This is a genomic window from Pseudomonas sp. BE134, from assembly GCF_031456105.1.
Lineage (GTDB): Bacteria > Pseudomonadota > Gammaproteobacteria > Pseudomonadales > Pseudomonadaceae > Aquipseudomonas.
Genome location: NZ_JAVDUA010000009.1, coordinates 41574 through 63951, shown reverse-complemented (window position 1 = coordinate 63951; position 22378 = coordinate 41574). Strand labels below are relative to the sequence as shown.

Genomic DNA, 22378 nt, shown 5'->3' with positions numbered 1-22378 from the left:
GGGGAAGGATTGCGTTCTTACCTGAGGCGATCTCGCCTCGCGCCTGAAAGGGCGACGGCGCTAGCCGGAGCGAGAAGTCAGCAGAGGCCGTAGTAGTCTTTTTTTTGACGAAGGGCCGAACGAGAGAAAGTGTTATAGGCCATGTTGATGCGAAAGACTGGAAGTCAGATGCCTGCCAAACGCGGGGCGGATGGAGACGACGAGCGGTGAAACCGTGAGAAATCCCGTCAGCGACGAGGTCAATCGCCCGCAAGATGAACCCGATAACGCAGGGCAAGGGCTGCTGGAGCGGGCCTTTGCGAGAGAAAACCTGAAACGGGCATGGAAATGGGTCAAGGCCAACAAGGGTGCTGCGGGCGTCGACGGTCTGGATATTGAACAGACGGCCGAACATCTGCTGACTCAGTGGGCGGCGATTCGTGAACAGCTCATTTCAGGCGCCTACCGGCCCAGTCCGGTAAAGCGTGTGGTAATTCCCAAGCCTGACGGTGGCGAGCGCGAGCTAGGTATCCCGACGGTTACCGACCGGCTGATACAGCAAGCGCTGTTGCAAGTCCTGCAGCCACTTATTGATCCAACTTTCAGTGAATACAGCTACGGTTTTCGGCCAGGACGCTGTGCTCAGGATGCTGTTTCGGCGGCTCGGCGCTACGTATCTTCAGGCCGAAAAGTAGTCGTGGATGTTGATCTGGAGAAGTTCTTCGACCGGGTTGATCACGACATCCTGATTGATCGCCTCGGCAAACGGATTGCGGATCGCGCCGTTATACGGCTGATCCGGGCTTATCTGGATGCGGGAACGCAGATCAATGGCGTGGTCGAGAACAGCCGCTGCGGGGCGCCGCAAGGCGGCCCGCTGTCGCCGTTGCTGGCGAACGTGCTGCTGGACGAAGTGGATCGTGAGCTTGAACGTCGAGGTCATTGTTTCGTGCGCTACGCCGACGACGCGAATGTGTATGTTCGCAGCCGAAAGGCGGGGCAGCGGGTGATGGCTTTGCTGACGCGTCTGTATGAAAAGCTGCACTTGAGCGTCAACGAAAGCAAGAGTGCGGTCGCGAGCGCGTTTGGCCGCAAGTTTCTGGGATACGCTTTCTGGGCATCTCCACAAGGCGTCAAAAGAGCAGTAGCGGTCAAGGCGCGTCAGCAGTTCAAGCAACGAATACGCGAACTCACCCGTCGCTCGGGCGGTCGCAGTCTGCGACAGGTTGTCGAAAATCTACGGCCTTATCTTCTGGGCTGGAAAACTTACTTCGGGTTGTCGCAAACGCCCAAAGTCTGGCGAGGGCTGGACGAGTGGATGCGTCACCGATTGCGAGCGATCCAGCTTAAACAATGGAGGCGTGGAACGACGATCTACCGCGAACTGAGGGCGCTGGGAGCCAGCAGCCAATCGGCCCGGAAAGTGGCGGTCAACTCTTATAGTTGGTGGCGTAATAGCCGCTTTGAGCTGAATCGAGTGTTGGATTGGTGCGACTCTCATAACCTCAATCTCTCGAACCGCCCGGTGCGGACCCGCATGCCGGGTGGTGTGGCAGGGGAGCGGCCTATGAAGGCCGTCCCCTATGCCGATGTCTGCGATTTAAAAAAAGCCGCCGCGCTACACATTCGGGTCAGCTTTGATCTTCCTGTAGACCACTGCCTCATCCCTGTCTCCTGGTTGATAGTACCCAGTCATCTTCACATCAGCGTCCCTTTCAAGCCTGGATTTTTCATGCTCAAAATCCTGTTGTTCGTACAGCAAACTGCGAGAGCGGGTCTCGTGGAAGATAGCGCGCTCGCCGGCCGAAAAAGAAAAGCTTCTCTGGCGGATATTTTGATGGTGGCAAAAAGATATCACCCGGGTAAAATCAGCCCGACCCGCGCAATGCGGGTAGCCAATGACGGCACAAAAAAAAGAGAAAACCTTATGCTTATTCGCAAAACTCTTGGCGCGACCATTGTTGTGGCCGCGATCTTAACGTCGGGCTGCGCTAGCATCGTTGGCGACAGCAAATACCCTGTTGCGGTGTCAAGCGCCCCTGCAGGCGCTTCTTTTGATGTTTTGGACAAGAGTGGAAAGGTGGTTCATTCGGGTAATACCCCAAGCACGGTCACGCTGAAATCGGGTCACGGCTACTTCAGCGGCGAGACTTACACCCTGAAATTCAAGAAGGCAGGCTACCCAGACCAAACCGTCGAGCTGGACTCTGGGCTTAGCGGCTGGTATTGGGGCAATATCTTGATTGGTGGCGTCATCGGTTTACTGATCGTTGATCCGCTGACAGGTGCAATGTACAAACTGCCTGAGAGTGTTTCCGCCGATATGGGCACGCCTGTCGCCGTCAGCGTTCCTGCCGGTTTAAGCATTGCCTCCATTGACACCTTGACTGCTGCTCAACGCCAAATGTTGATCCCGATCCAATAAGGGGCGCGGACTATCTTCTCCCCTTGGAGGCGATGAGTAGATTACTGAAAGCCCGCGCTCGGCGGGCCTTCTTTCGAAGGGCCACTACTCGCAGAGCAAGGACTCTCGTTGGGAGGGGCTGATGGCTTTCGATCTTTTTTTATTCTGGCGCCATTAGCACGGCGAGAGTCATCTTGATGAATTCTTCATTCTTGTCGAGTGTGTCCAGGGTGCAGCGCACATTGTCGGCGACGTCAGCTGATCCGCGCTGCTCGACCCAGTTCGACAGTTCCCAAATTGCGGCTTCGAGGGCGAGCTGATTTTCGTTGAGTTTGAAAAGCAGGGAAGGGAGCAAGTCAGAATTTGGCATCGCGAGTCCTCCGTATAGATTTCAGCGTAGCAGGGGGAATTCACGAGCGAGAGGAACTCCATCAGATCCCATAAATTGCCCCACTACTCGTGCTGATTGCTTTCATCGGCAAAGGTTGTTCACGATTCAGGCGTAAGATAGCGGTGCTACCTCACCAAAAGGAGCCGCATATGATCGCTGATCAAATGAACAAGCAGGCATCTGAAGGCAGGGCTGTTTGGGATCAATATTTCTGCGCTGCGTTGATTGCGGAAAGCAATCTGACGGCACCAGTCGTAGGAGGGGCTACTCACGAAGACAGGCAGAACCTGTTGATTGAAAGAGCCAAGACCCTCGCCGACAAGATGATGGAAAACAGAAAATAACCGGAGCCCAGCCGTAGCGCTGGGCTCGTCACGTCTGGCGACCGCAATGACGGGCAGTGTGGGCATTCTGATTAAGGCGAACGGTCTGCTGATTTGATAGATTCCGTAAAAATAGTGTGGATATTTAAAGGGTTACGAATGTTATTAACCAGGCGGTGAGCGAAATTATATTGTTACAAGGTGAGTGTTGGGATATTATCGCCCCGCGTTCACCACCACGGTTTATGCATTTTTAAGTCCCAAGCTTCCATCAGCTGCTTGGGATTTTTTTTGCCTGAAATTTGTCATGGGGGCTTTGAGCGTCAAGGTGCCGCCGCCTCAAATCGGGCAAGTACCGGGTTTTTGGGCTACTACTGACAGGCCAAACTCAATCTCGGTCTGATGGAGTCTATCGATGCTGGTTCATTGGTCTCTTGCGGCGATTCACTTACTTGCTTTTGCGTTGGGCTTCTGGGCGGTTTTAACCCGAGGCACGGCATTCAGTCGACTGGCGGCCGGGACAGGGGAGCCTCGTCGCGTGCTGATGGCCGATAATCTGTGGGGGATCAGCGCCGTCATCCTCCTGGTTACCGGTGGGCTGCGGGCCTTTGGTGGGTACGAAAAAGGTACCGACTACTACCTTCACCAACCCCTGTTCCATCTCAAGATGACGCTCTTCATATTGATTTTGCTGCTTGAGGTCGCTCCAATGCTGGCGCTGATCAAGTGGCGAATTGCGCTTGCCCGTGGCTCGGCAATCGATACCGGGCGCGCAAAGCTGTTTGCCCGAATCAGTCATGTCGAAGCATTGCTGGTATTGCTGATGGTCGTAGCAGCGACCGGAATGGCGCGCGGAGTAACCTTTGGTTAACCGATTGCGGTAGGTCCTTCCTCGGGGATATTCGGAAATGTCTGACATTCATCGCCTGGGACATGCCGGTACTATCGGCTGCATGTTTTGGCGAGAGAGGTGAATGTGTAAACGGCGGGCAATACGGCGCTCGAATCTTTAGCCAGCCGTTGTTCAGGGCGAACGGGCTGGCTACTGACTGCAACAGGATTCAGGGGGTTTGTGGCTTGTCCGGCGCGGTAAGGCCAGCCTGAATGCGTTGGTAGATTTCTTCACGATGCACTGCAACGTCTTTCGGGGCGTTGATGCCGATCCTGACTTGCTGGCCGCTCACGCCCAGGATAGTGATCGTAATATCGTCACCGATGTTTATGCTTTCACCGACTTTGCGGGTGAGTATCAGCATGGTCTTCTCCTTGATTGCTTTGTAGGGCACCTGATTTCGAACAGTGCAGAGGTCGGTGGTACGTATAGATTAGTGCGAAGTCTCACGGTTTGGGTGCCTCTTTCTGACGCGCAGATGCTGCATTAATTCCCAAGGCGTAACTATACAGAGGCGGCCACCATCATTCTCGTTGTTTTGTGCCCATTTTGCGGCACTCGGGAAGTATTCATGAATGTTAAAATCACCGCTTTCAGCATTAAGAGGGAACCGTTGTGCGCAAAATGGTCTTGGTAATCGCTGTATTGGCGCTGGCTGGGTGCGGTGAGGGCAAGGGTGTCGATGCCCAGGCGTCCAAACCGGCAGTCGTCTCCGCACCCACGGCGGCTAGCGGGCCGCAATGGGACCTCGAAGTGCGAGGCGTAACCCCCCAGGCTGTCAGCGATTTGAGCGGCTGGTTGATCGAGCATAGCTTCGTTTCCAACGTCGTCATGGAAAATGGCAAGGCGCGCATTCTGATGGGACCATACAGCTCGAAAGCCGAGACCGAGGCCAAGCAGGCAGAGGTGGCTGCCGCGCTCAAACGGGCCAAGAAACAGAATATTGAAGTGCTGGTGCTAGAGCGTCCTGCGGTCCAGTAACGCAGACGGCTGGAAACGCAAAAGGCCTCGGGTATTAAACCGAGGCCTTTTAGCTATCAGTGGGTGATCAGCTGCAGGCTTTCATATTCACTGGCCCGACAAACTCATTCCCACGCCCCATAACGCACGCCACGCTCTGGTTGCGCTGACGCTCCCAGGCTTCAACCGGATAGGTTTTGTTCCAGGCCTCGTACAGTTGGCGATCCTGTTTCGACAAGCTCAAACCATACTGCTTGCTCATGTAAAAATAAGTCCGGGCTATCATGCCGCGGATGGAAGGGCGGGGCATGACCTTCTTCGCCTTGAAATCGACCTGAGTCAGGCATGAGCCATATTGACCGGTTTGCACCGGCAGCCAACCAAAACTGAAGTTATTGCGATCGCCGTTCACCTCATTATACGGTACTGCCGTTCGTTGACATGGTGAGGATTTATGTATAAAAAATAATATAAACAACGATTTATGTAGATTTTTATCCGTATTTTTCAATGAAAAACGTGTCAACGTTGACATTTCTGGGTTTGGACATTCCTGCTAACATCCGATAGACGGTAGTGGATGGATCGGAGCGAGCTTCCATCTTCATGAACGCTCTCAAGACGGCTATTGCGTTCACGAATGCCAGTACCTATGTACGGTCGACTTCGCCAGCCCAAGCTTCTCCGCCGCTTCTGCCTGACTAAACCCAGCAGCCTTGAGAGCCTTAACAGCCTCGGCACCCTGAGTGTTGCCAGGCTTTCCTCTAGGACGCTTCACCAATTCTTTGCCAACAAGCTGACCACGTAAAAGCTCCAGTCCTCCTTCAGCTTGGAATGCGTCCAGCTGATCCCGTGCCCGGCTGAGCGTGATCACATAGGGCTCGTCTTTGTGTGTGGCCAAGCAGATGGCAAGCAGGGCGACAGGATCAAACTGAAGCGCGTCGGATAGCTCAATCAGCTTCTCCAGCGTAATGCTGCTTCTGCCTTGCTCCAAATTCCCAATGTTGGCTTTAACGCTGACCTCAGCCAGATCGCCGTAATCTAATCCTCGCGTAGTGCGGATTGCTCTGATCGCGCCTGCAATCTCTTTCTTGAGCGACATGATCCGTCCTAAAAAACGAGGATAGAGCCATACGCGGCCGGTTCCGATAAACCTCGTTTAATGGTATTATCGGAACTGTTGAGGCTCTTCCGCCGTTTGGACGAAGTGTTTCTGCATAGACAACATGCGGCGACTGCATGCGGGTCATCCCTGGCAGGGGTAGACGCGAACATATCAGATGTATTGACGGAGATTCACTGGGATGAGCAAAGACGAATACAAAGAACAAGGCGAACTGCTTTACGGCTCCGGTGAGCCACTGGCTGGGTCGGAGGAGAGCGATGAAGCCCTCATAGAGCTTGTGAAGACTCGCTTCCCGAACAAACCCTACTGTTTGGTCGAAGACTGGATTCTTGCTCGAGTGGACGTGACAGAAGACGAACTAAAAAAAATCCATGCATTTGGCCAACTGCCCATGGTGGTTTTTGCGGACAATGTTATTTTTGACAGTGAGCGACGATTTGATGTAGGGGACTGGGTGCGCAGCACTTTCGCTACTTCTTTTCAGGACGGTTTTCTCTTTGAGACCCGAAACACCATTTACGTCCTGTGCGGCAATGGGCATGAAAAATCAGTTAGCCTTAAAACAATTATTTCATTTCGTCTCTAGGTCGCACCTGCGATAGCGCGAAGCTGGAGTAAAAATGTTCAGAACCTACGAAAGTGATATTGCAGGTGTACCTGGCATGTTTGGCGAAGGCCTCGCGCATTGGCACCACGTCTATCTAAAAATTCGTCACGAAGATCGAATGATCTCTTCGGTTCAGATGCTGAATGACGAGAGTAAGTGGAGACAGATGTCACCGAGCTAAGTGAATAGCCACGATTTTCACAAAGCTGGGTACACCGAAAACCAATCAAGCCGAATGTTCCAATGAAACTCCAAATCTATTCCGACTTGCACAATGAGTTCTCCAGGTTCGAACCCATCAACAGTGATGCTGACGTCGTCATTCTCGCCGGTGACATCGACCTGAAATCGCGAGGAGTGAAATGGGCGAATGAAGTGTTCCAGTGCCCGGTGATCTACGTGTGCGGAAATCACGAGCACTACGGTGGTCACATAGATCACACGTTGCGCAAGATGAAAGAGGCGGCATTGCCGCATGTGCATGTGTTGGAAAATCAGGCTCTGATTTTGGATCAGGTTCGTTTTCTGGTTACCACGGGGTGGACGGATTACAGTTTGACCGGAGACATCCATGCTGCGATCCGCACTGCGCAGGAGTGGATGAATGATTTTCGCGTGATAAGAGCTGATGCGAGCTACCGTCGCTTGCGGCCTGCTGATCTGATCGCCAAATCAAAGACGGCCTACAACTGGTTGGCTCAGGCATTAGACACGCCATTCGATGGCAAAACCGTGGTTATCACCCATCATGCGCCAGTGGCTGACTATCTCTGAAGAGCATGCAGGTCACCTGGCGGCTGCCTATGCGAATGACTGGTCGGATTTGTTGGGGGACGCTGATCTTTGGATCTACGGGCATACGCATGTAGCGGCAAACTTCATCAAAAATAGCTGCCGTTTGGTTTCAAATCCGCGCGGCTATCCAGGGGAGAATACCGGTTTTGTTCCTGATCTGATTATCGAGCTTTGAGAGCTGGCGATAGGAAGTGAGGAGCGAAGCGGCGGCGTGCGAGCTTTTGCGCGTAGCGGTTTCATCAAAACTCGTTTGGGCACGGAACCAGAGAATCACGCCGCATACGGCCAGCGCGGCATAGATCCACCGCCAGTTAGCCACCACCAGAATCGCTGAGCCGAGCAGTGGTGCTATCAGCGGCGCAAGGTTATTGACCAGTGCCAAATGGCTCTGCAACTTGCGGGCTTGAACACCCTCAAAACGGTCTCTGACAATGGCAATGGGAAGTGTTGCAGCCGCTCCGGCTGCGCATCCTTGTAGGAAGCGCGCACTGAGCAACAGGGTGATGTCCTGAGCAAAGGTGCAGGCAATGCCTGCGATGGCAAACACCACCAAGCCGGCGAGAAGAATAGGGCGTCGACCGATCCGGTCGGACAGTGGCCCAAAGAGCAATGGCCCCAGCACGAATCCGAAGATAAACACGCTCAGAGTTTGAGAAGCGGACGCTAGAGATACGCCAAGCGCCTGACTGATGTCGGCAATTGCAGGCAATCCCATATCGATAGAGAGTGGTGGCAGCGCTGTGACGGCACCCAACAACAAAATGTATAGCCACAGAGGGCGTGACACGGACATTAATCAGGACTCATTGGCTTGAAGCTTAGTGGCTAGGGAAGTGTGGAAGGACAAATTCGGCGAGCTCTTCCATGACCTCATCTGCCGGCCTTGAGCCATATTTGAGGTTGAACGCCATATGCGAAACGCCGATACGCTCATCCTCTTTCAGGAACTGAATCAGCGCATTTCGGCCCATCCGATAGCCTGAGTGAATCTTCTGAGGCATCTCATTCGGGTTCGCTGCCAAGTCGAAATTCATGCCTTGAAGCATGGGCTTGAATTTACCTGGGCAATGCTCAGCAACAAGGGCTTTCCAGTCCTTGGCTGCAGCGCGGAGCGTCTGGTGATCCAGGATGTAGTAGAGCCAACCATCAGCGTGTTCGGCGATCCATGGCAGTGATTGTCGGCTCGTGCCTGTCACCAGCGCCGGTATGCGGTTATGGACTGGTTTGGGCAGAAGATCCGTTTGCCCATCCATGCTGATCAGGCCCTTGGTGCCCATCCTCGGGAACGTTTCTTCTGTCAGTTGCCGCAACGCGTGGAAGGTGTCTTGAAACCTTTGCCCTCGCGTCTCGAAATCAATATCAAAAGCAGGGTACTCGACCGGGCGATCACCGGATGCCACGCCCAGCAGCAGGCGTCCACCGGATAACTGATCGACAGATGCAGCGGCTTTCGCCAGGTGAATCGGATGGCGCAACGGTAGTACCGCACTGGATGTCCCCAGCGCTATGCGTACGGTCTTGGCGGCTAGGTATCCCAGGTAAACGAAAGGGTCGAACACCTGACCGACGTCGCCAAAATTTGGGTCGAGCAACGGAACATCGCGAGCCCAGAGTGCTGCAAAGCCAAGTTGCTCAGCGCGGCAGGCGAGTTCTGCGTGGTTGGCCAGCGTCGGTACTGCGCCCTTATAGGATTCAATTGCCATGATGAAGCCGAGGGTGAGGCGCCCTTGTTGGAAGGCACGCTCGAATCCAGTATGGTGACTCAGATCGACGCCAAAACTCATTGGGCAGCCACCGCAACTCCATAGGAGTCTTCGAAGAAGCGGTAGCGCGTGATCAGCTCGTTGATGACTTCAAATTCGATCGCGAACTCGCTGATGATGGTTTTGCCAGTACGAATGACCTGGCACTGCAGTGAGCCGAGCGCGACACCGCGTTCGTAGTCGGCCATCAACGACTTGATGTTGAATTCTTGGGGCTGCAGATAGGTTCCAAAGTCGCGATAAAACGCAGCCACTGCAGCACGGCCTTTGCGCTGGCCAACCCAAGGAGCTATGTCAGAAGCACCAGGAATGCTCCAGTCCACATCTTGGCTAAAGCACTCCGCAATGGCCTCCGGGCTTTGTCCGGACGAGATCTTTGCGAAAAGGGTGCGGATCACTTCGAGGGTTTTTTCAGTGCTCACAGTTTCGCGGCTCCGATTGAGAAAAAAGGGGGCTTTCAGCTCCGCGTGGGGAGCTGAAAGCAGGTGCGACGACTGAGTTATTTGCCGAATTGGCTCATGGTTTTTTCGTAGGCGCTATTTGCCATCTGCTCTAGAGGAAGCATGCGGTGAGTGTCGGACAGCACTTCAAGACCCCATGGGCCTTCATAGCCAGCAGCCTGAACAGCCTTGATGAATGCCGGGATGTCGAAGGTACCGTCGCCTGGCAGGACGCGTTTGTGAATGGTGTCCATCCACAGTGGTTCGATGGCGTATTTGTGAGCGTCGTTGAGCTCGATCGACTTGATGAAGCGAGCCGGGATCTTGGTGATATCGTTAAAGTCAATGCCACCGCGCTGGAGGTGCCAAATATCGAGCAATAGACCGCCGTTTGGCTGGTTGGCGCCTTCCACGATGGCCAAAGCGGTTTCGATGGTTCGCACGTTGCTGAAAGGCATAATTTCCAGAACGACGTTGGCACCGACCTCTGCAGCCTGTTGGCTCAGCAGGGTGAATTCCTTGACCATCACGTCGATATCCGCAGTGTCCTCACCGATGCCAGGGCCGATCTTGATGGAGCGAGCGCCCAAAGCTTTGGCTGCTTCGAGTAGCTCCTGGCGAACCTTGTCCGACTGACGGCGACGTTCACCGGTGTGATACCAGTCAACCAGGAATTCCAACTCGACATGCTTGATACCATTCTTTTCGAGAATGGCTTTCATGGCGGGATATCCAATCTTGTCGACGGTATCGATCATGCCGTTGTGAACCAAGCCGATGCCTTTAAAGCCCGCGTTGCCCGCAGCTTCCATCCGATCCTCGAACGAGTACGGGCTGACTTCGGTGGGGCCCATCGGATAGATGTCACCTGCAATAGTCCAATACGCAGCAAGCAGTTCAATATTCTGAGTCTTCATTTCTCTGTCCTCATTAGGATTGGAATCAACGTGAGAACAGACTAAGGTAGAGCTTTGTTGCGATAAACCTCATTATGCTCCTTTCATAGTGGAGTAAAGGTAGACAATGGCGCAGGTTGAACAGGCCTTAAGTGGTGTGCTGATTTTCGTTACTGCGGCGCGGGCTGGAAGCTTTACCGTCGCTGCCGACCGGCTTGGCATCACCAAGTCAGCGGTGGGGAAAAGCATCGCGAAGCTCGAAGAACGGCTCGGATGCAAACTTTTTCATCGAACGACACGAAGCTCGGGCCTGACCGTAGATGGCGAGGCCTACTTCGCAAGCTGCTCGGCTGCAGTAGATGACATCCTCGCTGCAGAGGCATCATTGACCAGCCACCAACAAACGCCCAGTGGACGCCTGAGAGTTGATCTGCCTGCCGCCTATGGCAGAAGCGTTGTGCTGCCGGTGCTACTGGAAATCCTGGATGCGAATCCCGCTCTCAAGTTGACGGTTACATTCACCGATGCCGTCATTGACCTGATTGAAGAGGGGATTGATCTTAGTATCCGCTTCGGGACATTGAAGGATTCCAGCGGCCTTGTAGCTCGTCGACTTACCGTGCAGAAGCAGATCATATGTGCCGCACCCAGATATCTCGCGAAGCACGGCTGCCCTGAATCTCTAGAGGAGCTGCAGAACCACAGTTGCATCGTGAACTACCGACGTGGGCAGCGGATGAGTTGGAGTGTCCTGGATGTGGACGGAGAACTCACACGCATCACTCCACCCGGTACTCATGAGGTTGGAGATGGCGATGCCATCGTTTCCATGACAGTGGCCGGGCAGGGCATTTGCCAGATGCCGAGCTCTTTAGTTCGAGATCATCTTGAGGCGGGGCGGCTCGTCCAGGTTCTTGAAAAATACAATCCAGGTGACGTGGAGATCCATGCGGTATGGCCACAGACTCGCCATTTGTTACCGAAGGTTCGACGTGTCGTGGACGAACTGGTAGTAAGGGCTGAGCGCGGGGCGTTGGATTGAGGGAGATCTGACAAGTATGGTGACTGACTTAAACTGACGAGCACGCCAGCAGGTGAACCCCGCTGGCGTTTTCCGATTATTAGATCGAGGCGCCTTCTTCGCCAGTGCGGAAATCAAAGCTGGTGGTCAGCCCGCCATCGGCAATGATGTCCGATCCAATAAGAGCACCAGCACCATTCGACAGCAGGAACAGCCCAGCCCTTGCTACATCACGGGCAGAGGTGATGCGACCCACAGGCTGACGCTTCGCACGGGTTTTGTGGAACAGGTCAGGATCCGCTGCCGACTCTAGGTGACGCTGGAACAATCCGGCCATCATGGCACCAGGGCTCAGTACGTTCACACGGATGCCTTGTCTTGCGTGATCCAAAGCAGCAGTCCGAGCGAGTTGGCGCACTGCTGCTTTAGAAGCGTTATAGAGCGCCAGTTGTTGTTCGGCGAAACTCGCGTTTACGCTAGCAACAGCGACGATGGAGCCACCCCCAGTTTCTACCATCAATGGGATCAGCGCCTTCATTGCCAAGGCAGTACCCACCACGTTGACGTCGAAGGTGCGTAGGATTTGCGCTTTGGTATTTTCTGTCACCAACCCAACGTCCAGAATTGCCGCTGAGGTGACCAGTCCGTAGGAGTGATAACCGCTGTCTTTAAGGCAATCGACCACGGCTTGCCAAGTTGTTTCTTCAGTGACATCCCCAGACACGTGATGATAGCCGTGAGCCTCCTTTAGCTGAGCTGCGGCATCTGTAAGATCGACGCCCACGGTATATACACCGTTGTCTACGAGCAGTTGGCAGATTTCCAGACCCAGACCTGAAGCTGCACCCGAAACGGCGACAGCGTGCGGCAACTCGAAAGAAATTTGTGCAGGCATTTTTAACTCCTTTTAGACTTTATTGGGTTCAGCGGCCAACTGCGGCGTTGCACTCACTAACATTGGCTTTGGTGATAATTTGCTGGGGCAGGTAACGTACGTTCTCGGGTTTCTTGCCATTCAGCAGATCGACAACCGCCTGAGCAGCGTACTCGCCGTCCTGGACGGGTGACTGTAGAACCGTGGCGTATTGGGTGGCCGGGTGGCGCTGCCGTTTATGAGCGCCTATGCGGCGACCCGCGGCGCACTGGCGAGCTACGTGCAAGGCGCCAATCGCGAGCTTGAAGGGACAAACGTATCCCTGTCGTTCTTCGGGCCCGCCCCCTCCAACACTGAGTCGGAGTCCCCGTTTTTCGACATGTGGAAAAAGATGGGCGTCGACCTATGCGAGCCTGATGAAGTTGCACGCGATATCCTCGCCACGATCCGCCAGCGACGTAAGGAGCATGTTATGGGTGGCGCGCTGCTCAAGATGATGACGCTCATGAACGCCATCTCTCCATCCGCTGCTGATGCGATAGGTCTGCGGAAATTTGGGAAGCTCATCAAGCAATATAGCCCGCGTTGATTAGGGGCTTCGAACTTTATTCGGGGCGGGCAGAAGGGCTTCGCTTCTCAGCCGTCCCTATAACATGGCTTACCGCATGCAGTGCGGGTGTGCAAACTGTGGCTGCCTCTTACCGGCAAAGTCTAGGAAGGCACCTTTATGGACGAAGAACTTTTGATCCATGAGATCAGGCGTGTGATTGCATTAATGCTGGCTTGAAGAAAGAAATTGAATTTGAGACCAAGCTGAGTGCACTGCTGGGTGAATACAGCTACAGCCTAAAAGACGTGATCAACCTGCTTGATCCGAAGTCTGATCGACGTGCACCAGTTGCCGAGCCCCAAGCCAGTACTCGGACACCATGCCAGGTTAAGTTCTACAAGAGCCCGAACACCGGTGAAATCGTCGAAACCAAAGGTGGCAATCACAAGACCCTGAAGGAATGGAGAGCTGAGCACGGCTTCGCGACCGTTGAGTCTTGGTTGACCAAGGGAGTTTGGTTTGAGCACGAGCGGCATTTTGCTGACTGAGCCGCTGGCTTCGACAATCGCCCCGACATATTCGGGGCTTTTGGAGGCGGTCAGGCACGACGCGTTGCGCGCATCCGCCTGGCCCGAACCGCCAACGCTCCATCCTGAAGCGTTCAGAGGGGGAAGCGATAGGCTTCACACTTTTACCGATATTTTGTCTTTATTAAACAATAAAGTCAGATTTATGGGATTTTTTTGCTCTAGTCCTGAGCTAGTCTTACATTTTTCTCAACGATATTTCCCTAGGATGCAGGATCCACGGGCACTCAGCGACTGTGTCTTGTTTGAGGTGTGGCAGGAAATGCCGATGGTCGGCAACATTGCGCTTTTTTGTTGACAAACGCAGGTAGGGTTACGATGATTGCATTGCGTTTTTGCACAATAATAAGCAACCTAGCAGGCCCATCATGAATGACCAGACAGTAAAGTGCGAAGTGGAAAAAGCGGTCGTCAGAAAGCTCACGCTGCGGCTGATCCCGTTCCTGATGTTTTGCTACTTCATTGCGTACGTGGATCGCGTAAACATCGGCTTTGCCGCGTTGACGATGAACAAAGACATTGGGTTGACTGCAACCATATTCGGGTTTGGCGCGACGCTCTTCTTTGTCGCCTATGTGCTTTTTGAAATGCCAAGCAACATTGCGATGGAAAAGTTCGGCGCTCGACGCTGGATTGCGCGAATCATGATTACGTGGGGGATTGTAGGATTTTTTACTGCCTTCATCACGGGCCCTTACTCCTTCGGCCTTTCGCGCTTTTTGCTTGGTGCTGCTGAAGCCGGTTTTTTCCCAGGCGTCATTCTGTACCTCACTCAGTGGTTCCCCAAGGCATACATGGCACGTATCGTGGCTGTATTCATGGTTGCCGTGCCACTGTCTAATTTCCTCGGTTCACCGCTTTCGGCAGTCCTTTTAAAACTGGATGGGTTCTTGGATTTCCGAGGCTGGCAATGGCTGTTGATGCTCGAAGCCCTTCCTGCGGTAATCATGGGCGTCTTGACGTTGTTCCTTTTGCCGAGCAAACCGTCTGAAGCGCGGTGGCTGACTGCAGATCAGAAAGACTGGCTCAGCAATCGTCTCGAGGCAGAAAGGCTGGAGAGAGAAGTTAAGGAGCGTGAGAAAGGTCTGACCAAGGAGAAGACTAGAGGCAAGATCATGGCCGCTCTGACTAACAAAAACGTCCTCTTGTTAGCTGTCATCTACATGAGCATCTCTGCAACCAGTAACACGCTTTCGCTGTGGATGCCTCAGATCCTTAAATCCTTTCACCTGACTGATATGCAAACCGGTTTGTTGAATATGATCCCGTTCGGCTTGGGCGCGGTTTTCATGATCTTCTGGGGCATGCGAGCTGACAAAAAAGCCGAGCGGATCTTCAGCACCGCAATCCCGCTGGCAGTTACCGCAATCAGTTTCGCAGCCACTTTGCTTACTGATTCGCTCACGATTACGTTGATTCTGTTGTCGTTGGTACTGATTGGTAACTTTGCATTGAAAGGGCCGTTCTGGGCTCTCACATCCGAAACCCTTTCTCCGGCTGTACTTGCCGCTGGTATTGCGGCGGTTAACACACTTGGTCACCTCGGTACTGGTGTTCTTAATTTCTTTGTCGGCGTTATCCGCGAACACACTGGGAGCTTCCCTTTGGCGCTTCTGCCGCTCTCAGGTATGTGCGTAGTGGGCATCTGTTTAGTGTTCTATATCGGTCGCCAAAATACGAAGGAACTGGAGCGTCAACAGCGAGTAGCAGCCCTGAGCTCTTGAACCTTTAGTAAAAGCTTGCTCAACGATTGAAAAATTTTAATGGTGGTATTCATAAGGCAGAGGTTGGCTTGTGGATACCACCATTTTTTTCGCCTGTTCATGCATTTATCAACGAGCTAACTTTCTGGTGAGCGTCGATACGTCACCGATTATCCGATCAAGCTTCATCATTACGTTCCTAGGGATTCTAATCCCGCTCTCCGCAACCAGAGGTAATAAGCAAGATGGCCAAGGCCGCTGACGTAGTTGTGCAATGTCTAGAAAACGAAGGTGTGGAATTCGTCTTTGGTATTCCCGGTGAGGAAAACCTTGACCTGCTAGAGTCCCTTCGCAAGTCGCAGATCAAGTTGGTGCTGACGCGCCATGAACAATCTGCCGGCTTCATGGCCGCTACTTATGGTCGTCTCACGGGCAAAACCGGTGTCAGTCTGTCGACTCTTGGGCCAGGTGCAACGAATTTGGTGACTGCCAGCGCGTACGCCTATCTGGGCGGCATGCCAATGCTGATGATTACTGGCCAAAAGCCGATCAAAAAGTCCAAGCAAGGCCGTTTTCAGATCATCGACGTCTGCGGCATGATGGCTCCTATCACCAAGTACACGCACCAATTCGCCTCGGCAGACAATATCCCTGCACGGATGCGTGAAGCGTTTCGTCTAGCGGAAGAAGAGAAACCCGGAGCCGTCCATTTGGAACTTCCGGAGGATATCGCCGCTGAGCAAACCGATAGCATGCCGATCCCTCCGAGTTTGCATCGTCGTCCATTGGCGGAGCACAAAGCTGTCGAGGCAGCTGTCGAGAAGCTGCAGAAAGCGCGCAGCCCAATCCTGGTCATTGGCGCTGGTGCCAACCGCAAGATGACTGCAAAGGTTTTGAAGCAACTGATCGACAATACCGGCATCCCATTTATCACCACCCAGATGGGCAAAGGCGTGGTTGATGAACGCCACCCTCGTTTCCTCGGCAACGCCGCATTGTCGTCGGGAGACTTTGTTCACCGCGCCATCGAGGCTGCCGATCTCATCGTCAATATCGGCCACGATGTGATCGAGAAGCCGCCTTTCTTCATGGTTCGTGGCGGTACCGAAGTCATCCACATCAACTTCCGCTCCGCTGAGGTTGATGCCGTGTATTTCCCGCAGATTGAAGTGATTGGTGACATCGCCAATGCCGTCTGGCAAATCGGCGAAACCCTGAACGACACCAGCCATTGGGACTTCACTCGCTTGATGGCCATTCGAGAGGCAAACGAAGCCCAGATCATTGAAGGTGCAGACGACGACAGATTCCCGGTTTATCCCCAGCGTTTGGTTGCGGACATTCGTCGCGTGTTGCCGTCCGAAGGCATCGTTGCTTTGGACAATGGCATCTACAAAATCTGGTTTGCCCGCAATTACAAGGCTCATAAGCCCAATACCGTCCTCTTGGACAATGCATTGGCGACTATGGGGGCGGGATTACCATCGGCTATGGCCGCACACTTGGTGTATCCAGATCGCCCGGTGATCTCGGTATGCGGGGACGGTGGATTCATGATGAACAGCCAGGAGTTGGAGACAGCAGTTCGCCTGAATATGAACTTGATTGTTGTAATCCTGCGCGACGATGGCTACGGCATGATCCGCTGGAAACAGGCCAACATGGGCTTCACCGATTTCGGCCTGGACTACGGCAACCCAGACTTCGTTAAGTACGCAGAGGCTTATGGCGCCAATGGCCATCGCGTTGAGAGTGCGGAAGGCTTCCTACCGCTGCTGGAGCACTGCATTAAAACGCCGGGCGTACACGTGATCGATTGTCCGGTCGATTACAGCGAAAACGACCGCATCCTGAACACGGAGTTGCGCGAGCGTAGCGCTGCCATTTGATGCATGGCGGGCAACCCAATGCCCGCCGTACTTTTATGAGTGAGTACAGGAGCTGCTCCATGCAATTCAATGATTCGAACCTTTTCCGCCAGCAAGCCTTCATCAATGGCGCTTGGGTTGATGCGGACAATTGTCAGACGATCAAGGTCTATAACCCGGCAACGGGCGAGATTCTGGGCACTGTGCCGAAAATGGGCGCTGCCGAAACCCGCCGAGCCATCGAAGCCGCTGATAAAGCGCTGCCGGCCTGGCGTGCACTGACCGCCAAAGAGCGTGCAGGCAAGCTGCGTCGCTGGTTCGAGCTGATGATCGAAAACCAGGACGACCTCGCTCGCCTGATGACTCTCGAGCAGGGCAAGCCGCTGGCCGAAGCCAAGGGCGAAATCGTTTACGCTGCTTCGTTCATCGAGTGGTTCGCCGAAGAAGCCAAGCGCATCTACGGTGACGTAATTCCAGGTCACCAGCCAGACAAGCGTCTGATCGTGATTAAGCAGCCAATCGGCGTGACCGCCGCGATCACCCCGTGGAACTTCCCGGCTGCCATGATCACCCGTAAAGCAGGCCCGGCCCTGGCCGCCGGTTGCACCATGGTGCTCAAGCCTGCTTCGCAGACGCCGTTCTCCGCTTTTGCTCTGGCCGAACTGGCCCAGCGTGCCGGCATCCCTGCCGGTGTGTTCAGCGTGGTGTCCGGCAGCGCCGGCGACATCGGTAGTGAGCTGACCAGCAACCCGATCGTGCGCAAGCTGTCCTTCACCGGTTCGACCGAAATCGGTCGTCAACTGATGTCGGAATGCGCCAAGGACATCAAGAAAGTGTCTCTGGAACTGGGCGGCAACGCGCCGTTCATCGTGTTTGACGACGCCGACCTGGATAAGGCGGTCGAAGGCGCGATCATTTCCAAATACCGCAACAACGGCCAGACCTGCGTTTGCGCCAACCGCCTGTACATCCAGGATTCGGTCTACGACGCGTTCGCCGAGAAGCTGAGAGTGGCTGTGGCCAAACTCCAGATTGGTAACGGTCTGGAGGAGGGCACTACCACTGGCCCGTTGATCGATGAAAAAGCCGTGGCCAAGGTACAAGAGCATATTGCTGACGCTGTTGCCAAAGGCGCCACCGTGTTGTTTGGCGGCAAGTCGATGGAAGGCAACTTCTTCGAGCCGACCATCCTGACCAACGTGCCAAACAACGCTGCCGTGGCGAAGGAAGAAACTTTCGGCCCATTAGCGCCGCTGTTCCGCTTCAAAGACGAAGCCGATGTGATCGCGATGTCGAATGACACCGAGTTCGGACTGGCCTCGTACTTCTACGCTCGCGACCTGGGTCGTGTGTTCCGTGTGGCTGAAGCTTTGGAATACGGCATGGTTGGCGTCAACACCGGTCTGATTTCCAATGAGGTCGCTCCGTTCGGTGGCATCAAGAGCTCGGGTCTGGGCCGTGAAGGTTCCAAATACGGCATCGAAGATTATCTGGAAATCAAATATCTCTGCTTGGGGATCTAGCTGCGTCCTAGGTTTAACAAATCTGGACTCTTCGAGAGCTTGCATTCGAATGTGTGACGTTGAATATCCCCGTTCTTCAGCCACACCTGTGGGGTAGTAGCACTTCGCTTTTACCCCGCAGTCCGCTACCAGATGCTTTGAGAGTTCATATTCCTTTCGTTCGTAGGCACCTTAGTAGCGACTTGGACAATGCATCGCTCCTCTTCGTCTACCGCTCTCAGCAATTCGAGAGATTATCAGGGCACGGATGGATGCGCCCTCAATGTTCGTGAAGAGGATACTCGTGGCAGAAATCCATTGGTCGAGATTTGTGACGACCCCGCTGATAGGGATCATTGGTGGGATTCTTGCGAGTTACGCGCACTGGCCCTTGCCATGGATGGTGGGCTCGCTTGTCGCTGTGATACTGGTTAAGTGCTGCGGCCCTTGGCAGATCGCCCCTCTACCTGGTGGGCGTAATGCTGGCCAGTGGGTGGTGGGCTTGGGTATCGGACTGCATTTCAATGCGGCAGTCATCGAGCAAATCCTAAACTATTCCATCCCTATAGTTGCCGGCGCAATAATTACCACCATGGTGAGTGTCATTGCCGTTTGGTTAATGCGTTCCAGTGGGCACGACAGAGCGACCGCATTCTTTTCTTCCATGCCCGGAGGGGCTGCGGAGATGGTGAATCTGGGGCAGCGCAACGGTGCGCTGCTAAGCCAAGTGGCGGCAGCTCAAAGCTTGCGTGTAGTGATCGTCGTATTGACCGTTCCCGCTGCTTTCAAATTCTTCATGGGCGAAGGGGTGGCCGTGGCTTCCCATTCGGAAGTTAGCTATTACTGGTTATTGGTGTTGTTTCCCTTGGGCGGGGTCGCAGGTTGGCTGCTGCAATATATGCGACAGCCAAATCCATGGATGTTCGGCTCTATATTTGTAAGCGCTTGCGCGAGCGTCTGGTTTGATTTGCATTTGGCTTTACCCACGGGAGCCAGTCAGTTTGGACAGTTGATGATCGGGAGCAGTCTTGGATGCTTCTTCGAGAGATCTTTCTTTAGAGATGCGCCAGGTTTTTTAGCGCGCAGCTTTTTATCTACCTGCTTGATGATAATCATAGCGGGAGCCGCCGCCGCAGGACTTGGATGGCTTACGTGGCTCGATTTTCGTTCCTTGACGCTGGGCATGATGCCTGGAGGCATCGCGGAGATGAGCTTGACGGCGGAAACTTTGCAACTGTCTGTACCGCTGGTGACGGCGATGCAAACCCTTCGGTTGGTACTGGTGTTGTTCTTGGCCGAACCCCTTTTTCGCTACTGGCAACGAAAGGACAAGGCAAAGACACAGTGAAGGTGTCGCAGTTCGGGGACGAACAGTTCATTCAGCTATTGATGGTAAAACGCACCACTAACAGCGAGTTCAGTCGCTATTAGTGGTTCGCGCATCACGGATTCAGGACGCCGAAACTATGTCCGAAGGAACCAGTACTTGCCCGATCATCAGCCGGCGAGCAGATCGACTCATCACGGCTTTCGATACCGTCCAAACACCGTCTTGCTCTATAGCTTCGGCGCCAACAGCAAGACTTCCTGATGGGTGGCCAAAATGAATCTGTCTGCCAATCGAATCTGGATTCAGTCGATTCAACACGGTTCCTGGAATGATAGAGGCGACCGCGATCGCCACTGCTCCAGTGCCTGTCATGGCATGATGCAGCTTGCCCATGGAGAAGATCCGCGCGTTCAGATCTAAAGTAGATGGATCAATTTGTTTGCCGTTTACCGCTGTATAGGCAGATGGTTCCGCGACAAAGGAAAGCTTAGGAGTATGCGGGCGTTTCAAGGTCGCTTCTGCAGCGGTCGCAGCAAGCCCCATTCGGACTGCTGCATGAGCTCGAATTGCTTCGGCCTTAGCCAGCAATTCGTGGTCACCGTTTACATCTTTTTGCAGCTCGTTTCCTTGCAATCCCAACACACTCGCCCGAATGAAAATCGCAGGGTTACCAGCGTTGATCATGGTCATTTCTACATCGCCGACTCCCGGAACTGAGAGGGTATCGATAGGGTTGCCCGTCGGGAACATGCGGCCTCCCTCTTCGTCTTCGCCCGCGCCTGGATCAAGGAACTCGATTTTGATTTCTGCAGAAGGGAACGTTACGCCGTCCAGCTCGAAGTCACCTTCCTCAACTACCTGCCCATCTCTCATTGGCACGTGGGCAATGATTTTTGAGTTGATGTTGGCCTGCCAAATTTTAACTACAGCTATGCCGTCGGTAGGTGCATCCACCAAGCCTTCCGCAATCGCAAATAAGCCGACGGCGGAAGTGAGGTTTCCGCAGTTGCCCGACCAATCGATGACAGGCTGATCAATCGCTACTTGGCCAAATCGGTAATCGACATCGCAATCCTCCCGGTCGGAGCGATTGATCAGCACCACTTTGCTCGTGCTAGAGGTAGCGCCACCCATGCCATCAATTTGTTGACCATAAGGATCTGGACTGCCAATGACCCTTAACAGGATGCGGTCGCGCTCGATGACATCAGATGGCAGCCAATCAGTTCGAAAGAAAACGCCTTTGCTGGTGCCGCCTCGCATAAATACGGCTGGATAGGCTACTTGTGGCATTGGGAAGCTCCTGTTGGGTCGTGAAATCCTATATTGCGTTTTTACCTTATAAAACACAATAATTCCACCGTCTCGATTGTCGGATGAATTTGCGCTTTTCACCACAGCGCTGCCCTACCGTGTATATTTGCTGCTCCCAATGCCTTTAGATCAGCCAAGCCAACAGACATGACTCAGGATTTGACCAACAGTCAGCGCAAGGCGCTGCGGGAAATCATCAATTACGTCCGTAGAGAGCGGTTGCCCGTAGGTACCCACTTGCCGGAATGGACGCTTGCTAAGCTAATTGGTACCTCGCGCTCACCGATCAAGGTGGCTCTCGAGTGCCTGGTGACAGCCGGTTTGATGCGGTATGACAAAAATCGGGGCTTCCACATCCACGGCGACGTCGACAGCCTGACTCCGGAGGTTCTATCTCATTTAACTGAGACAGATGATCCGCTTTACTTGAAGCTCGCCAATGCGAGATTCCACGGTACTGTGCCGGAGTCGGTCACCGAGGCAGATTTAACCCGTGAATTGGGTGCTTCACGGAGTGAAATCGGTAAAATTCTCGCACGCGCGCAGAGCGAAGGATGGGTGGAGAAAGAGGTTGGTTATGGGTGGCGCTTTTTGCCGATGATTGATTCTTTGGAAGCGTATGAAGACATGTACTCGCTACGTCTGGCCATTGAACCGGCGGGTATTCTGAGCTCTAAATTCAAGCCTGACATGGATCAATTGCATGCACTGCGAAAGGAGCAGCAGGCGATCCTGGACGGTGGTTATATGACCATGAGCGCCATCGAGCGGTTTGAATCCAATGCAAAATTTCATGAAACGATTGCAGAATGGTCTGGCAACCGATTCGCTTTACAGACCTTGCGACGTCTTGATCAGGTTCGTCGATTGGCTGAATATCGGCAGACCAAGCATGACCTTCCGCGCCAGGCGCTAGCACAGGAACATTTATCGATTCTTGAAGCTATCGAGAAGGGCGACAATCTGGGGGCTGCGAGCTTCATGCGCCAGCACATTGAAGGCGCTTGGCGTAAAAAGGCTGTCTCTGCCGTCTTCGATCGAGAGCCAACCTAA

At 53.8% G+C, this 22378-nt stretch carries 20 protein-coding genes and 4 pseudogenes; 14 read left to right on the top strand and 10 right to left on the bottom strand.

What is annotated here, in order from left to right; translation table 11 throughout:
* Nucleotides 1-214: 214 nt before the first annotated feature.
* Nucleotides 215-1474: pseudogene (gene ltrA, locus J2Y56_RS28440) on the top strand (group II intron reverse transcriptase/maturase); the annotation flags it as partial.
* A gap of 1069 nt (nt 1475-2543) precedes the next feature.
* On the opposite strand, the gene J2Y56_RS09805 reads toward ltrA, so the two are convergent.
* Nucleotides 2544-2753 carry a hypothetical protein gene (locus tag J2Y56_RS09805; protein WP_007946973.1) on the bottom strand — a complete coding sequence of 70 codons (210 nt, stop codon included), beginning with the start codon at nt 2751-2753 and terminating at the stop codon, nt 2544-2546.
* A gap of 170 nt (nt 2754-2923) precedes the next feature.
* Here J2Y56_RS09805 and J2Y56_RS09800 point away from each other — a divergent pair, with 170 nt between their 5' ends.
* Both J2Y56_RS09800 and J2Y56_RS09795 read left to right on the top strand, forming a co-directional pair.
* The gene (locus J2Y56_RS09800) at nt 2924-3118 is read left to right on the top strand and encodes a hypothetical protein (protein WP_007946974.1); all 195 of its coding nucleotides are present in this window, start codon (nt 2924-2926) and stop codon (nt 3116-3118) included.
* A gap of 394 nt (nt 3119-3512) precedes the next feature.
* Nucleotides 3513-3968 (top strand): DUF2214 family protein, encoded by a 456-nt coding sequence (locus J2Y56_RS09795; protein WP_310335248.1) that lies wholly within the window; start codon nt 3513-3515, stop codon nt 3966-3968.
* 190 nt (nt 3969-4158) lie between these two features.
* Here the strand turns inward: J2Y56_RS09795 and csrA are convergent, their stop codons facing one another.
* Nucleotides 4159-4353, bottom strand: coding sequence for a carbon storage regulator CsrA (gene csrA / locus J2Y56_RS09790; protein WP_007938114.1), 195 nt, complete (start codon nt 4351-4353; stop codon nt 4159-4161).
* Between the two features lie 251 nt (nt 4354-4604).
* Here csrA and J2Y56_RS09785 point away from each other — a divergent pair, with 251 nt between their 5' ends.
* Nucleotides 4605-4970: a hypothetical protein gene (locus J2Y56_RS09785; protein WP_007946976.1), complete on the top strand. Its 366-nt coding sequence runs from the start codon at nt 4605-4607 to the stop codon at nt 4968-4970.
* A 67-nt stretch (nt 4971-5037) separates the two neighbouring features.
* Here the strand turns inward: J2Y56_RS09785 and J2Y56_RS09780 are convergent.
* Both J2Y56_RS09780 and J2Y56_RS09775 read right to left on the bottom strand, forming a co-directional pair.
* Nucleotides 5038-5364 (bottom strand): annotated as a pseudogene (locus J2Y56_RS09780) (endonuclease); the annotation flags it as partial.
* 219 nt (nt 5365-5583) lie between these two features.
* On the bottom strand, nt 5584-6051 hold the full coding sequence (locus J2Y56_RS09775; RefSeq protein WP_310349925.1) for a helix-turn-helix domain-containing protein: 468 nt from the start codon (nt 6049-6051) through the stop codon (nt 5584-5586).
* Between the two features lie 202 nt (nt 6052-6253).
* Here J2Y56_RS09775 and J2Y56_RS09770 point away from each other — a divergent pair, with 202 nt between their 5' ends.
* Together J2Y56_RS09770 and J2Y56_RS09765 are read left to right on the top strand one after the other, a co-directional pair.
* Nucleotides 6254-6661 carry a glutathione S-transferase N-terminal domain-containing protein gene (locus tag J2Y56_RS09770; RefSeq protein WP_310349923.1) on the top strand — a complete coding sequence of 136 codons (408 nt, stop codon included), beginning with the start codon at nt 6254-6256 and terminating at the stop codon, nt 6659-6661.
* A 264-nt stretch (nt 6662-6925) separates the two neighbouring features.
* Nucleotides 6926-7652: pseudogene (locus J2Y56_RS09765) on the top strand (metallophosphoesterase family protein).
* On the opposite strand, the gene J2Y56_RS09760 reads toward J2Y56_RS09765, so the two are convergent.
* From J2Y56_RS09760 to J2Y56_RS09745, 4 genes are all read right to left on the bottom strand, one after another.
* Nucleotides 7587-8270: an MFS transporter gene (locus tag J2Y56_RS09760; RefSeq protein WP_310349921.1), complete on the bottom strand. Its 684-nt coding sequence runs from the start codon at nt 8268-8270 to the stop codon at nt 7587-7589. The pseudogene J2Y56_RS09765 and the gene J2Y56_RS09760 sit on opposite strands and share 66 nt — an antisense overlap.
* A 25-nt stretch (nt 8271-8295) precedes the next feature.
* Nucleotides 8296-9261, bottom strand: a complete 966-nt coding sequence (locus tag J2Y56_RS09755) for an LLM class oxidoreductase (RefSeq protein WP_310349919.1) — start codon at nt 9259-9261, stop codon at nt 8296-8298.
* The gene (locus J2Y56_RS09750; RefSeq protein WP_310349917.1) at nt 9258-9662 is read right to left on the bottom strand and encodes a nuclear transport factor 2 family protein; all 405 of its coding nucleotides are present in this window, start codon (nt 9660-9662) and stop codon (nt 9258-9260) included. Before J2Y56_RS09750 ends, J2Y56_RS09755 begins: the two co-directional genes overlap by 4 nt.
* Before the next feature lie 77 nt (nt 9663-9739).
* On the bottom strand, nt 9740-10597 hold the full coding sequence (locus J2Y56_RS09745; RefSeq protein WP_310349916.1) for a sugar phosphate isomerase/epimerase family protein: 858 nt from the start codon (nt 10595-10597) through the stop codon (nt 9740-9742).
* A gap of 106 nt (nt 10598-10703) precedes the next feature.
* Between J2Y56_RS09745 and J2Y56_RS09740 the strand changes: the two genes are divergently transcribed.
* Nucleotides 10704-11618, top strand: a complete 915-nt coding sequence (locus J2Y56_RS09740) for a LysR family transcriptional regulator (protein ID WP_310349914.1) — start codon at nt 10704-10706, stop codon at nt 11616-11618.
* Between the two features lie 79 nt (nt 11619-11697).
* On the opposite strand, the gene J2Y56_RS09735 is transcribed toward J2Y56_RS09740, so the two are convergent.
* Nucleotides 11698-12492 (bottom strand): SDR family oxidoreductase, encoded by a 795-nt coding sequence (locus tag J2Y56_RS09735; protein ID WP_310349913.1) that lies wholly within the window; start codon nt 12490-12492, stop codon nt 11698-11700.
* Nucleotides 12493-12709: 217 nt separating this feature from the next.
* Here J2Y56_RS09735 and J2Y56_RS09730 point away from each other — a divergent pair, with 217 nt between their 5' ends.
* From J2Y56_RS09730 to J2Y56_RS09705, 6 genes and pseudogenes are all read left to right on the top strand, one after another.
* Nucleotides 12710-13060, top strand: a complete 351-nt coding sequence (locus tag J2Y56_RS09730) for a hypothetical protein (protein ID WP_310349911.1) — start codon at nt 12710-12712, stop codon at nt 13058-13060.
* A 185-nt stretch (nt 13061-13245) separates the two neighbouring features.
* Nucleotides 13246-13569, top strand: a pseudogene (locus J2Y56_RS09725) (histone-like nucleoid-structuring protein, MvaT/MvaU family); the annotation flags it as partial.
* Between the two features lie 407 nt (nt 13570-13976).
* Nucleotides 13977-15332, top strand: coding sequence for an MFS transporter (locus J2Y56_RS09720; RefSeq protein WP_310349909.1), 1356 nt, complete (start codon nt 13977-13979; stop codon nt 15330-15332).
* A 224-nt stretch (nt 15333-15556) separates the two neighbouring features.
* Nucleotides 15557-17200, top strand: coding sequence for an acetolactate synthase large subunit (locus J2Y56_RS09715; protein WP_310349907.1), 1644 nt, complete (start codon nt 15557-15559; stop codon nt 17198-17200).
* A gap of 59 nt (nt 17201-17259) precedes the next feature.
* Nucleotides 17260-18702 (top strand): NADP-dependent succinate-semialdehyde dehydrogenase, encoded by a 1443-nt coding sequence (gene gabD / locus J2Y56_RS09710; RefSeq protein ID WP_310349905.1) that lies wholly within the window; start codon nt 17260-17262, stop codon nt 18700-18702.
* A 262-nt stretch (nt 18703-18964) separates the two neighbouring features.
* Entirely contained in the window at nt 18965-20029 is a 1065-nt protein-coding gene (locus J2Y56_RS09705) for an AbrB family transcriptional regulator (RefSeq protein WP_310349903.1), read from the top strand.
* A 102-nt stretch (nt 20030-20131) separates the two neighbouring features.
* Here J2Y56_RS09705 and prpF read toward each other — a convergent pair whose 3' ends face one another.
* Nucleotides 20132-21304 carry a 2-methylaconitate cis-trans isomerase PrpF gene (gene prpF, locus J2Y56_RS09700; RefSeq protein ID WP_310349901.1) on the bottom strand — a complete coding sequence of 391 codons (1173 nt, stop codon included), beginning with the start codon at nt 21302-21304 and terminating at the stop codon, nt 20132-20134.
* Between the two features lie 168 nt (nt 21305-21472).
* Between prpF and J2Y56_RS09695 the strand changes: the two genes are divergently transcribed.
* A complete protein-coding gene (locus J2Y56_RS09695) occupies nt 21473-22378 on the top strand; it encodes a GntR family transcriptional regulator (protein WP_310349899.1) in 906 nt (301 codons plus the stop codon).

Bases quoted from the DNA above. Each gene is read 5' to 3' on its own strand.
- J2Y56_RS09805 (WP_007946973.1), bottom strand. From the start codon at position 2,753: ATGCCAAATTCTGACTTGCTCCCTTCCCTGCTTTTCAAACTCAACGAA.
- J2Y56_RS09800 (WP_007946974.1), top strand. From the start codon at position 2,924: ATGATCGCTGATCAAATGAACAAGCAGGCATCTGAAGGCAGGGCTGTT.
- J2Y56_RS09795 (WP_310335248.1), top strand. From the start codon at position 3,513: ATGCTGGTTCATTGGTCTCTTGCGGCGATTCACTTACTTGCTTTTGCG.
- csrA (WP_007938114.1), bottom strand. From the start codon at position 4,353: ATGCTGATACTCACCCGCAAAGTCGGTGAAAGCATAAACATCGGTGAC.
- J2Y56_RS09775 (WP_310349925.1), bottom strand. From the start codon at position 6,051: ATGTCGCTCAAGAAAGAGATTGCAGGCGCGATCAGAGCAATCCGCACT.
- J2Y56_RS09770 (WP_310349923.1), top strand. From the start codon at position 6,254: ATGAGCAAAGACGAATACAAAGAACAAGGCGAACTGCTTTACGGCTCC.
- J2Y56_RS09760 (WP_310349921.1), bottom strand. From the start codon at position 8,270: ATGTCCGTGTCACGCCCTCTGTGGCTATACATTTTGTTGTTGGGTGCC.
- J2Y56_RS09755 (WP_310349919.1), bottom strand. From the start codon at position 9,261: ATGAGTTTTGGCGTCGATCTGAGTCACCATACTGGATTCGAGCGTGCC.
- J2Y56_RS09745 (WP_310349916.1), bottom strand. From the start codon at position 10,597: ATGAAGACTCAGAATATTGAACTGCTTGCTGCGTATTGGACTATTGCA.
- J2Y56_RS09740 (WP_310349914.1), top strand. From the start codon at position 10,704: ATGGCGCAGGTTGAACAGGCCTTAAGTGGTGTGCTGATTTTCGTTACT.
- J2Y56_RS09735 (WP_310349913.1), bottom strand. From the start codon at position 12,492: ATGCCTGCACAAATTTCTTTCGAGTTGCCGCACGCTGTCGCCGTTTCG.
- J2Y56_RS09730 (WP_310349911.1), top strand. From the start codon at position 12,710: ATGAGCGCCTATGCGGCGACCCGCGGCGCACTGGCGAGCTACGTGCAA.
- J2Y56_RS09720 (WP_310349909.1), top strand. From the start codon at position 13,977: ATGAATGACCAGACAGTAAAGTGCGAAGTGGAAAAAGCGGTCGTCAGA.
- J2Y56_RS09715 (WP_310349907.1), top strand. From the start codon at position 15,557: ATGGCCAAGGCCGCTGACGTAGTTGTGCAATGTCTAGAAAACGAAGGT.
- gabD (WP_310349905.1), top strand. From the start codon at position 17,260: ATGCAATTCAATGATTCGAACCTTTTCCGCCAGCAAGCCTTCATCAAT.
- J2Y56_RS09705 (WP_310349903.1), top strand. From the start codon at position 18,965: ATGTTCGTGAAGAGGATACTCGTGGCAGAAATCCATTGGTCGAGATTT.
- prpF (WP_310349901.1), bottom strand. From the start codon at position 21,304: ATGCCACAAGTAGCCTATCCAGCCGTATTTATGCGAGGCGGCACCAGC.
- J2Y56_RS09695 (WP_310349899.1), top strand. From the start codon at position 21,473: ATGACTCAGGATTTGACCAACAGTCAGCGCAAGGCGCTGCGGGAAATC.